This is a genomic window from Cyanobacterium sp. HL-69, from assembly GCA_002813895.1.
Taxonomy (GTDB): domain Bacteria; phylum Cyanobacteriota; class Cyanobacteriia; order Cyanobacteriales; family Cyanobacteriaceae; genus Cyanobacterium.
Genome location: CP024912.1, coordinates 2,974,454 through 2,986,470 on the forward strand (window position 1 = coordinate 2,974,454; position 12,017 = coordinate 2,986,470).

Consider the following 12,017-nt stretch of genomic DNA (forward strand, 5'->3'; position numbering starts at 1 on the left):
TTTGTCCTTGAACAACCACCTACATTCTAGTTTCTCTCTTTGAATGTGGGTCAATTTGTTTGGCTATGTAAAGTTTTGTTACGTTGTTATTTTATTTGATTTTCTAGTCCACAATAGGCAGCATAACCAATGGCGATCGCATCTACACTATCATCAATGGGCAAAGAATCCAACTCAAAAATACTTTGTAAAGCCTCCGCTACTTCTTCCTTTGTAGCTCTACCATGGACTAAATGAGCTTTCCAGCTCGATTGATGTAAAAAAGTGGGGATTATATTTCCCTCCCGATAACACACAAGATGAATTACCCCCAACGCCTGTAATACTCCCCCTGCTGCCTTGATTTGGCGGCTAAAAAAAGGCATTTCAATGGCAACACTATTCGGCTTAAACTCGTGAAATAAATCATTAAAATCACTTTCAATTTCTTGCAACCTTTCCCCAGTGGGTTGTTTTTTGTTAGTTTCGATAATGCCATAATCAACTAAAGAGGGAGTAACCATATCATCCCCCTCCAATATCGCCCAACCGATAATCGCCAATCCTGGATCAATTCCTAGCCAAATCATGATTAATTATAAAATGATGAAAAAAAACAACTTAAAAGAAGCGAAAAAAAATAGAAAGGTCTATTTATTCTACCTGTTTAGATACCAGAAACCTTAACGATATAATTAACCTTATTAACTTGAATGGGGCCTTGATTACTATGAAAAAAACTTCGTGGTTAGTCTTAATCATTAGTGCCATGACGGTAGGATGCACCTCACCACAACCATTAGCTACTGACTCCATAAGCCCTCAAGAGGACGAATCATTAACTGTTGCCCAAAATAAAGATAATAACGGAATTTCATCCGATGCCGTATGGGAGCAAAAAACCCATGACAAAATTAACGAATATCGTAGTCAACAAGGTTTACCACCCTTACAATTAGAATCTCGTATTAATGACATTGCCAGAGTCCACTCTCAAGACATGGCCATAGGAAAAGTAGAGTTTAGCCATGATGGAGTTGAAGGGCGATATGAAGCTATTAGTCAAGTTATTTCTTTCCGTCAAGTTGCTGAAAATGTTGCCTATAATTACGGTTTTTCCGATCCTTTTAAAAGCGCTGTTGAGGGGTGGATAAATAGTCCTATTGATAATAAAATTGGAGTATATTTTTTTGATGGAGCTCATGATTATCGATCGCAATTAATGGGACTTTTATTCGCTATTCCTTTTCTATCTGATCAGGCTTTAATCATAGTTGATGATACTAATTTTATATCTGCCAAACAAGCAAATTATTATTTTTTAGCGTTAAATTCTAGCTCTGAATTAATTTTAGATTTACCAACTCCTCGTAATTTTCATCCGACTTTTTGGAATGGGATACAAGTATTTAGTTTTGATAGATCGAAAAATAGTGCCTATGATTGGTAAGATTTTTCAGGAAAGTTTAGAAATATAGGTTTTTTACAAAATATGTATGACTCTTTTTTAGATTTTGAAGGAATTAAATAATATATTAGTAGTTATTATTTTCTTACTAACATAGTACGATATACAGGTTCTCCTTTATGGAGGGTGGCAATTTCCCTTTCTGTCATCACACCGATGGGGTTTTCTGAAAGCCATATTTCTGGTTGTAGTGGATTAAAACTAGGATGGGCTAAGAAGCGATCGCACATTTCCTCGGCTACTTCTTTTATATCAGATTGTAAGAAAATTTGACTACCAGATTTTAAAAACTTTGCTAAAGTAGCCACCGTTTCAGGTTGAATAACCCTTCTTTTATGGTGTTTTTTCTTGAACCAAGGATCTGGAAATTGTACCATTACCAACTCAATTTTATCAGCGGGTAAAGAGTTTAAAATATCTTCCAAAGAAGTATTAATATTGCCAAAGAGATAATGTAAATTAGTTAAATTTTCTTCATCTCGTAATTGATTCGCTTCTATGACCAAAGGCTCTCGAATTTCAAAGCCTAAAAAATTTATATCAGGATTTTGTGGTGCCATTTCCAACAAAAAACGCCCCCTAGCACAACCAATGTCAAGATGAAGGGGAAGAGATAGATTAGAATATATTTGACTCCAATCGGGCAAAGAAAGAGATTGTTGATACTTACTACTTAATGGGTTAACGTGTTGACGAACTCTTACTCTAGCCACCGTGATATAATCCTCCTATGATTTCTCATGCCATGAATATTCGTTTTGCCGTTGCCTCTGATTTACATATAGCCCTACCAGAAACCATCGAAGACAAACCGAATCGTTTTCATTTGACCCAATTTAGCATACCAGCCTTTGACACTGTCTTAGCGCATTTAAACAATCTTAATCTCGATTTTTTGCTTTTACCGGGGGATTTAACCCAAGATGGTGAACCAGAAAATCACCGCTGGTTACAGGATAAACTCGCTTCTTTGCCCTATCCTGTTTATGTAATTCCTGGTAATCATGACATTCCCAGCTTAAAGGGTAATGAGAAACAAATTCCCTCTGATAAATTTCCCTACTTTTATCAAGATTGTGGTTATCAAAATTATACCGAAACCCTTGATTACACTTGTGAAATTGCCCCAAATCTTCAGTTAGTCGCCCTCAATTCTAATCATTTTGATGAAAATGGACAACAACAGGGGTTGTTAAAACCTTCTCAATTGAAGTGGTTAGAGGAAACCCTTGGGAAGTTAAAGGACAAATTAGTCTTATTGATGGTACATCATAACGTCATCGAACATTTACCCCAGCAATGGAGACATCCCCTCGGGCGTAGATATATGTTAGATAATCCTTTGGAGTTGTTAGAAATTTTAGATAGGTATAATGTCAAGTTGATTTTTACAGGACATCTACACATCCAAGATATTAGTCAATATAAGGGCATTTACGAAGTCACCACGGGTTCTCTAATCACTTATCCGAGTCCGTACCGCATCATCGAATTAAACCGCCATCATGGGGGAATAAATACCGTTAAAATTAATAGTTATCAAGTAACCGATTTACCAGAAAAAGAAAAATATGACCAATTTTGTCGGGAGTGGATGGGCGATCGCTCTTTCCCCTTTATAATGAAACTATTAACCTCCCCACCCCTTAACCTCGAAGAAAAACAAGCCAGTGAATATGCCCCCCACATGAGATATTTTTGGGCAGACATCGCCAAAGGAGACAGTGAGTTAAACTATCCTCAATTACCCCCGAAAATCAATCAACACTTTCAACGCTTCGGGGTAGATATGATAGACGGCAAACCCCAGTTTATTGATAACAATATCACCATTCAAATTGAGAATTGACAATTAAATCAAAGTCTCCTTTTCTTCTTTTTTTAAGGGGGAGATGCCTTTAGGCAGAGAGGTTATGGGAATTAAGTGAGTTAAATAAAGTCAAAAAGAATCCGCCCCTACGCTGTAAGAGCGGGTTATGGTGTGAGGAGTGAGCGAAAATTGCTTTTCACCCAACTTTATTGTAACTTATCCTTAAAGATAGTTGTACAGATTGATAAGGTAAAAGCTAGAAGAATTGTAAAATTATAGAAATAATTAAGGGTTAAAGACTAATTATTTGTTATGGTAAAATCTGATAGTAATCAAAAAGCACATTGTTTAAGTAAGGAATAAAATAAGATGTCAGAAGTGACAGAAGTAAAAGAAGCAGATTTTAAAGCAGAAGTTTTAGATAGCGAACTACCTGTTTTAGTAGATTTTTGGGCTCCATGGTGTGGCCCATGTCGTATGGTTGCCCCCGTGGTAGAAGAAATTGCTCAACAATACGAAGGTAAAGTTAAAGTAGTTAAATTAAATACTGATGAAAATCCACAAATTGCTAGTCAATATGGTATTCGTAGTATTCCTACTTTAATGGTTTTTAAAGGTGGTCAAAAACAAGATATGTTAGTTGGTGCTGTACCTAAAACCAGTTTGGCAAAGACTCTCGAGCAACATATCTAACTTGTTATGTTCACCTAATGCTCGTCCCACTGTATTATAATAGTGGGATATTTTTTTGTTTTCAAGAGGTTTATATTTTGTCTAATAAGTCAGATTTAGATTTATTTTATCGTTCTCGACACATTGAAAAGTTACTCAAAGAATTACCTCCCTATGACCATAATAAATGGCTAAAAAAATCTTTAAAATCTTTAGCTAAACTGGTAAAAAGAGAAAAAATTGATCGTTTGGAATGGAAAATTTTAAGTGCTACTTTAAAGGATTTGGAAAAAGGTTTTCGTCTTTTTTCTAACTATAGAGATACCAGAAAAATTACTATTTTTGGTTCTGCTCGAACTTCCCCCAATACTCCTGAATATAACCTTGCTTTAGATTTTGCCAAAAAAGTCTCTGAGGAAGGTTTTATGGTGCTTACAGGGGCTGGTGGTGGCATTATGGAAGCAGGTAACAAAGGTGCTGGAACGGATAATTCTTTTGGTTTAAATGTTAAGTTACCCTTTGAACAAAGTGCCAATGATTATATAGAAAATGATCATAAATTAATTAATTTTAAATACTTTTTTACTCGTAAGTTATTCTTTTTAAAAGAAACAGATGCGATCGCACTTTTCCCTGGGGGTTTTGGCACTCAAGATGAAGCATTTGAAACCCTAACCCTTTGTCAGACGGGCAGACAACCTCCTATTCCCCTAATTTTGATCGATAAACCAGGAGGAAACTATTGGCAAAATTGGCAAAAATATATCGTCGAAAATCTGCTACTAGAAGGATATATTAATCCCGAAGACAAAGAAATATATACCATTACCGATAACGTTGAAACCGCCTACGAAGTTATCAGTCAATTTTATCGAATTTATCACTCTAGTTTGTATCGCAAAGACTTTTTTGTGATGAGGTTAAATACTGAATTAAAAGATGAGCAAATCGAAATTTTAAATGATAAATTTAGTGATATTTTAACCCAAGGAAACATTACTAAAATAGAATCTACTGATTCCCAAAGTAGTGGTACTGTTGACGACTTACCAAGCATTGGCTTTTATTTCAATGAAAGAAAATTTAGTCGTATTTATCAAATGATTAACGTAATTAATGGTTTTGAATTAGATGCCGTTGCCTGTCATCAACCATATATTAGATAATTGATAATCGATAATTGATAATCGATAATTGATAATTAAATTTATTTTTAGCTAAAATACATTATTCCGTGTTGCTTAATAATAAGACAAAATATAATGGAATTACAATAAGAATTTAATAATTAAACTATCATCACCTATTCTCCATTCCTAGCCTTCGCAACTTCACTTTTTAATCAACCTCTATTTATTAACCCCATCAAAAATTAACGGTGAAATCTAACCAGAAACACATTCAACAAACCAAACTCTCCAACGGTATTACCCTAGTAGTAATTGAAAACCCTACCACCGAAATCATTGCAGGGAGAATATTTTGCCGTAACGCAGGAAGCCGTTGGGAATCTCCTCAAACCGCAGGGATTTTTCATCTCCTAGCCAGTGTCATGGCAAAAGGCACCAGAAATTTATCATCCCTAGAAATTGCCGAAAAAGTAGAAACCATAGGTGCAGCCCTTGGCACAGATACTTCTAGCGATTATTTTTTAACCAGCATCAAAACTGTTACCGATGATTTTGAGCCCATTTTGGACATTGCGGCGGAGATGTTACGTTATCCTTCTTTCCCAGAGCAAGAGTTAGAATTAGAAAAGAGTATCACCCTACAAAATATTCTCTCTCAAAAAGAACAACCTTTTAACCTCGCTTTTAGCCAGTTAAGAGAAATGATGTATGGACAACATCCCTACGGCTTTTCGATCCTTGGTACAGAAAAAAGTGTCAGTAGTTTAACGGTGGAAGATTTGAAACAGTGTCATCAAAAACACTTTCGTCCTGATAACGTTGTTATTAGTCTAGCTGGAAAAATTGATCTTGAACAGGCTACTTTAATGGTAAACAAGATATTTGGTGATTGGGAAAATCCTGATAATGCCATGGAGTCTTTGGTATCTATTCCCGTGGAAGCTAAATCTGCTTATAAAAAAATTGAGCAACAAACTCAACAGTCTATTATCATGATGGGTTACATTACCCCTAGTATGGATAGTAAAGATTACCCTGTTTTAAAGTTGATTAGCACCTATTTGGGCAATGGTTTATCTAGTCGTCTATTTGTGGAGTTGAGGGAAAAAAGAGGATTGGCTTATGATGTTTCGGCTTTTTATCCTACTCGTTTAGACAAATCGCAGTTTGTTGTCTATATGGGTACAGCCCCTGCTAATGCAGAAATTGGGGCGGAGGGTTTACAAGCAGAGATAAAACGTTTAAGAGAAGTAACCCTAAGCGCTGAGGAGTTACAAACTGCAAAGAATAAGTTATTGGGGCAATATGCCCTTGGGAAACAGACTAATTCGGAGTTTGCCCAAATTTTTGGTTGGTATGAAACCCTTGGGGTGGGTATTGACTACGATCGCACTTTCCAAGACAATATTAATGACATTACAGTGGCACAAATTCGGGAAGTCGCCAATAAGTATTTACGGGATGAATTTCTTTGTACTTCTATGGTAGGACCAGATTAATTGATCATGGGAAGAGAAAAAATGTATGTAAAATGTTGACACAGCTTTTCTTCCAAACAATAGTGTTTTTCAGTTAATAAATTATTGCTGTCATAATCATATTTCTAATAATGTGGTAATGAGATTTAGATCTTTACTCTTCAAAATAATGATAAAATACCCAAAAAAAACCAGTATAAGGTTAAGGTTACACAAAAATGAACTACAAAGACTTTAGCAAAAGACGAAGCTCTTTGATACTTGCCCTACTTACATTGCTCATCCCTTTTGTAGCCATTAATCTTTCCATAGAAAGACCTGTACAAATAGCGCCAGGACAGTTCGACTTTATCAGAGGGTTTTTCCCATCGAATCCACTCCTTACCCTATCTAGTGCCATTGGTTCGTTGCTTTTCACACGAACTGCCTTTCCAAAAACTACCCAAAAGATTGTCAATACCTTATCTTCCCCTAGATCTTTAAAGATTTCATTGATCATCACCCTAGTTTTTACTACATTAGCTGGAACGGGTTTTTTTCATGCTTTGGCTGCGGCTACTGTTCGTGACGAAAATGAGGCTGGTTCATGGTTCGAGGCCATCAACACAGTGTTACAGGGGGCGGGATTGATTATTCAGAGCTTCCTTACCTATAGTTTATATATTCTCACTCAGGAACAGACAAGACAATCGATAAATCAAAGTGCGGCGGCAGCGGCGGCAAATACCCAAAGTTTTAGTGTTAAGTTAATTGAAACGATTATTACGGCTGATGGGGTAATGGATCCCCGTAAAGGTAAAATAAATGCTATTCGAGGGCTTCTTTTTTCCACCATAAACGGGATTCGCATGGGAAGTAGTAATGATTTACATACGGTGTTTGTACAACTATTGGAAAATAATCTTACATCTCCCATTTTATTGATTTCCCAGTCTAATTCCATCAACACTGATCAAAAAGGTAATCCTGTTTGTTGTCGTTGTGCAGATCCTCTTAGTTCAAGTATTGTTCAGGTTGTGGATTTGGGAGATAAGAAAATTGTTCAGAAGTTGGAAGGTTCTATTCTGGATGGACTGATGCTTGATGGATTCGATTTTTGGGGAGCTATTATAAATAAGTTTTCCATGCGTAATACAAGTTTAGTACAAGTTTTTTTGATACGCAGCACTTTTATTGATGTGGACTTTCGAGGAGCGAATCTTTCGGGAGCGATTATCACTCCCACTAACCGAGACAGGCTTTTGGCGGATGAGTTTGGACTTCAACAATTGCCCGATGAAGAAATTATGCCTAAATTTGTGGGAAACTGTCAGTTTGAAGGGGCGACGATGGATTTAGGTTTGTATGAGTTACTCAAAAATAGTCTTGGAGAAAATGCTAGTAAGGCTCTTGAAGGGGTTGTGATCAACGAGAGACTGTTAGCTGACAAATGAACACAAATATGATTTTGTTTTCCTTTTCATTGATACGCTCACAACCACATTCTTTACATTTCATCTTTTTTATCTTACAAGTATCCTTATAAATGTTCGATCGCCCTTATTATGTACAATGATGTAGAAATGCTATCAGGCATAACCTGTCATTTCGTGACCACAGATTATTCAGATTAAGTTTTGCTTCGGCGTTATTGAACAGGTTAGAATCGGAATAATATAGCCAACTGATGGGAGAAAAAGCAATGGAAGAATTACTAGAACTCAAGACGTTGTTAACCCAAGGAAATATCTCTGATGCTTTGGTGTTGGTGGAGGAAATGACAGAGATGAGTAAGGATGACAAGATTAACAAAATTTATAGCTATGGAGTTATTCTTCTACTGCATTTAATTAAACAACAAGCAGAAAAGCGGACAACTCGCTCGTGGAATATTTCGATTCGTAATGCGGTTCGTCAGATAAATCGCACCAATAAACGACGCAAGGCAAATGGCTATTATTTGACTAGTTCTGAATTAAAAAATACTCTCTTAGAGGCTTATGATTCTGCATTAGATGGGGCTTCTCTCGAGGCATTTGAAGGGCGTTATTCTAGTGCGAAATTAGCTAAGATGATTGATTATGATCGCCTCATAGCCGATGCTTTCAATTTGATTACAGAAGATTTAAACTAAAGATTTTCACTCCTATAAATAAGGTGCGATCGCACACTATCACTTCTTGATCGCCCCTATTGTGTACAATGATAAAAGTGCCATCTTTAAACAGTGCATATACTAAACTAATGTGATGTTAATATATTAGGGTTTAAAACCTGCTTTGATTGTTTCAATATATTTTCTTTATTGTCAAAATACTCTAAAAAAGGCAATGCTAGATAATAGGCTAACGTTGGTGGAACTGCATTCCCTATTTGAATATATCCTGAACCATTAGACCCATAAAAAATAAAATTATCATCAAACGTTTGTATTCTTGCACATTCCCTAACTGTTAATCTTCTATGTAAATCGGGATGTGGGTGTATAACAGCTCCTCCAGTTCCTCCACCTCTGCCTACTATTGTAGGCGATGGTTTATTCCAATCTAATTTTCTATTTCCTAAATAATTATTGATTTTGACCTTATGTTTTGAACCTTGATGATTTGGAATTTTATCACAATAATCTCTTGGCAAATCGAAAATTGCATCCTTAATGGTTTTGTATTCAGTTTTTTTGTAAATAATTTGTGGAAATTTGTAAACAAAATTAATATCTTTTCTAATACCAATAATAATAACTCTTTTCCTAACTTGAGGTACTCCATAGTCAACCGCATTAATAATTTTCCAATTGATCTTATATCCAGCCATATCAAAGTCATTTAAGATCATTTTAAATACTCTGCCTGTTTTATTTTTTTTGTCTTCAGGTGTTTCATAACCCCCTAAATTAGTTATACCCATAACATTTTCTGCTAAAAAAAATTTTGGTTTTTTATCCCTAATAACTCGTAATAGTTCTAAATATAATTTGTTTCTTTTATCTTCTTCATTTCTATATGGATTAGCAATAGAAAAACCTTGACAGGGAAATCCTCCTAAAATAAGGTCAGAATTAGGAATTGTAGAAGATGATATATCTTCAATATTTGCCAATACTAATTTAGTTTTTTTCTTTTTTAAATTCTGTTTATAAGTTTCTATCGCATTTTTATCACAATCATTTGCCCAAACTATATCATGACCTGCCTTTTCAAAACCTAAATCCAATCCACCACAACCACAAAATAATGATACAATATTCGTTTAAATTAAATTCTCCATATTTTTGTCAAGAAGATTAATGATAGTATCAAGTTCCTGAAATATTTTTTGTTTATATATTTCTTTATTTTGTTCATTAATGTAAGATACTAAAAGTTGAGATATTTTCACTTCAAACTCATCCAAATCTTTTAATATTGACTGACGTAAAAAACTAAAGTCTAGTCGAACATAGTCGGATATTTCTAATATTTTACCTCGATTTACCCTAATTGAATTACCTTCCCATCTATTAACGACAGTTAAAAATAAATCTGGCTTTGACACTACTTCTTTTAATAAATTAATAAACTTTTCTTTTCTTAAAAAATATAAATCCATAATGAAATCATTTTTAATAGCAATAATAAAATCTGCAGAGTGCGACCTGATAAGTTGCATTCTTTGAGTCTTGAGAAAATCAAGCAGGGGAGTCATCCCCCTCGTTACCGCCCGAAGGTGCGTCCTGAGTAATTAGGAGGTATCACAGCTAGAGGGTTAAATGTCAAGATGGAGAAAAATCTAACAATCAAAATTTTGGCTAGGTAAAGATGGACATGAAGTTGAATAATGCGTTTGAAGCTCCGTTAATCTATACTTCTTCGTTAAGGTTAGGTTAGGAGAAGAACGAGGGTTTGATACACTATTTTTGTATTAGTGTATAAAAGTGATACATTTTATGAATATGAATCATAGATGACCATAAAGAGTGCTGACTTCTAACAGGTGTTTACCGCTCTATTTACAATCGGAGACAGTTTTGAATTATTATGGAAAAGATAGATAAAGGGCAACCTTATCAGTAAAACGGAATCGTGGACAGAGAAAACTGCCATCACCTACTAAGGAGCAACTTATTAAAGCCAAGTCCTTAAAAAGAAAAATTGGAAACCTTCAAAAGTTATTAACTCGTAGCCTCTCAAATATACTGGTATCAGTTAGAAAGGTTACTCAGATTAATAATGGCAAGAATACGGCAGGGGTAGATAGAATTCTAATCACGACTCCAAAAAATAGGGAGGAATTAATCAAAATAATTCAAGAAAACTTGAGAAAAGGTTACACCCCCAAAGCCATACTTCGTAAGTTTATACCCAAGAAGAATGGGAAGGTCAGACCACTAGGGATACCCACAGTATATGACCGCTGCATTCAAAACATGGTGAGAAACTCTTTAGAACCCTATTGGGAAGCTCACTTCGAGGGAATCAGTTACGGTTTTAGACCATGTAGGAGTACCCATGATGCTATTGCCAAGATTTATTCTTTAGCAAGACCCAACAAGACAAAAAAATGGATTGTTGATGCGGACATAGAGAAGTGTTTCGACAATATCACACATGAAGCACTACTAGAGATATTAGGTAATTTCCCTTACAGGAAATATATCGAACAATGGCTCAAATGCGGAGTTATGAATAATAACACGCTCGAAATGTCTCAATCAGGTACACCACAAGGGGGTGTTATTAGTCCCCTTTTGGCAAATATAGCACTACATGGTATGGAAGAAGCACTCGGTGTCAAATACACTTGCCGAGGTGAGATAACAGGCAAGAGGGCTTTAGTCCGATATGCCGATGACTTTGTAATCTTCTGCGAAAACAGGTTGGATGCCAAACAAGCTATTAAGGATTTAGAACCCTTTTTAAGTAAGAGAGGATTAAACTTGTCAGAAGCAAAGACAAAGATTGTTCACATAACAGAAGGATTTGATTTTTTAGGTTATAACATCAGACAACACAAAGTCAGTAACACGAAGACGGGTTACAAATGTCTCATAAAACCTTCCAAAGAGTCAATCAAAAACGTAAAATATAAAATCAAACAGATATTCAAAGAGTATCTAAGTAAACCATTAGACCTACTAATTGGTAAAATCAACGAGTTAGTGAGAGGTTGGGGAAACTATTACCGAAATGCAGTAAGTAAGAAAATCTTTTCACATCTTGATAATTATTTATTTAAAAGATGTGTCCGATATGTTAAAAGGATGCACCCCACCAAATCTAAGAAGTTTACGATACTTAAATACTGGGGGAGATTCTAACCCAGTAGGGATGATAAATAGGTCTTTGGTAATAAATCCAATGGTAACTACATAACTAAGTTCACATGGATTAAAATAAAACGCCATGAACTCATTGAGAAAACCAACTCACTAGATAACCCAGAATTAAGGGAGTATTTTTCCAAAAGGAAAAAGAAACTAGACAAACTGGAATCTGAAAAATTCAACGCAAGATGGAGAAACA

At 35.4% G+C, this 12,017-nt stretch carries 12 protein-coding genes; 8 read left to right on the forward strand and 4 right to left on the reverse strand.

What is annotated here, in order from left to right; translation table 11 throughout:
• Window positions 1-86: 86 nt before the first annotated feature.
• Complete coding sequence (locus AA637_RS13890; RefSeq protein ID WP_446683248.1) at window positions 87-569, reverse strand: crossover junction endodeoxyribonuclease RuvC; 483 nt, start codon at window positions 567-569, stop codon at window positions 87-89.
• A gap of 140 nt (window positions 570-709) precedes the next feature.
• Between AA637_RS13890 and AA637_RS13895 the strand changes: the two genes are divergently transcribed.
• Window positions 710-1,429, forward strand: a complete 720-nt coding sequence (locus tag AA637_RS13895) for a CAP domain-containing protein (protein WP_446683249.1) — start codon at window positions 710-712, stop codon at window positions 1,427-1,429.
• 95 nt (window positions 1,430-1,524) lie between these two features.
• Here AA637_RS13895 and trmB read toward each other — a convergent pair whose 3' ends face one another.
• Complete coding sequence (gene trmB / locus AA637_RS13900; RefSeq protein WP_446683250.1) at window positions 1,525-2,160, reverse strand: tRNA (guanosine(46)-N7)-methyltransferase TrmB; 636 nt, start codon at window positions 2,158-2,160, stop codon at window positions 1,525-1,527.
• A 32-nt stretch (window positions 2,161-2,192) separates the two neighbouring features.
• Here trmB and AA637_RS13905 point away from each other — a divergent pair, with 32 nt between their 5' ends.
• The 6 genes from AA637_RS13905 to AA637_RS13930 all read left to right on the forward strand — a co-directional run bounded on the left by AA637_RS13905 (window position 2,193) and on the right by AA637_RS13930 (window position 8,650).
• The gene (locus AA637_RS13905; RefSeq protein WP_446684604.1) at window positions 2,193-3,296 is read left to right on the forward strand and encodes a metallophosphoesterase; all 1,104 of its coding nucleotides are present in this window, start codon (window positions 2,193-2,195) and stop codon (window positions 3,294-3,296) included.
• A 330-nt stretch (window positions 3,297-3,626) separates the two neighbouring features.
• A complete protein-coding gene (gene trxA, locus AA637_RS13910; RefSeq protein ID WP_015222351.1) occupies window positions 3,627-3,950 on the forward strand; it encodes a thioredoxin in 324 nt (107 codons plus the stop codon).
• A gap of 77 nt (window positions 3,951-4,027) precedes the next feature.
• On the forward strand, window positions 4,028-5,095 hold the full coding sequence (locus tag AA637_RS13915; RefSeq protein ID WP_446683251.1) for an LOG family protein: 1,068 nt from the start codon (window positions 4,028-4,030) through the stop codon (window positions 5,093-5,095).
• A 212-nt stretch (window positions 5,096-5,307) separates the two neighbouring features.
• Complete coding sequence (locus tag AA637_RS13920; RefSeq protein WP_446683252.1) at window positions 5,308-6,558, forward strand: M16 family metallopeptidase; 1,251 nt, start codon at window positions 5,308-5,310, stop codon at window positions 6,556-6,558.
• 197 nt (window positions 6,559-6,755) lie between these two features.
• Window positions 6,756-7,970, forward strand: coding sequence for a pentapeptide repeat-containing protein (locus AA637_RS13925; RefSeq protein ID WP_446683253.1), 1,215 nt, complete (start codon window positions 6,756-6,758; stop codon window positions 7,968-7,970).
• 248 nt (window positions 7,971-8,218) lie between these two features.
• Window positions 8,219-8,650 carry a DUF29 family protein gene (locus tag AA637_RS13930; RefSeq protein WP_446684605.1) on the forward strand — a complete coding sequence of 144 codons (432 nt, stop codon included), beginning with the start codon at window positions 8,219-8,221 and terminating at the stop codon, window positions 8,648-8,650.
• A 107-nt stretch (window positions 8,651-8,757) separates the two neighbouring features.
• Here AA637_RS13930 and AA637_RS13935 read toward each other — a convergent pair whose 3' ends face one another.
• A complete protein-coding gene (locus tag AA637_RS13935; RefSeq protein ID WP_446684606.1) occupies window positions 8,758-9,759 on the reverse strand; it encodes a DNA cytosine methyltransferase in 1,002 nt (333 codons plus the stop codon).
• 6 nt (window positions 9,760-9,765) lie between these two features.
• Window positions 9,766-10,200 (reverse strand): hypothetical protein, encoded by a 435-nt coding sequence (locus AA637_RS13940; protein ID WP_446683254.1) that lies wholly within the window; start codon window positions 10,198-10,200, stop codon window positions 9,766-9,768.
• Window positions 10,201-10,618: 418 nt separating this feature from the next.
• Between AA637_RS13940 and ltrA the strand changes: the two genes are divergently transcribed.
• Window positions 10,619-11,812, forward strand: coding sequence for a group II intron reverse transcriptase/maturase (ltrA, locus tag AA637_RS13945; protein ID WP_446684501.1), 1,194 nt, complete (start codon window positions 10,619-10,621; stop codon window positions 11,810-11,812).
• Window positions 11,813-12,017: the final 205 nt, after the last annotated feature.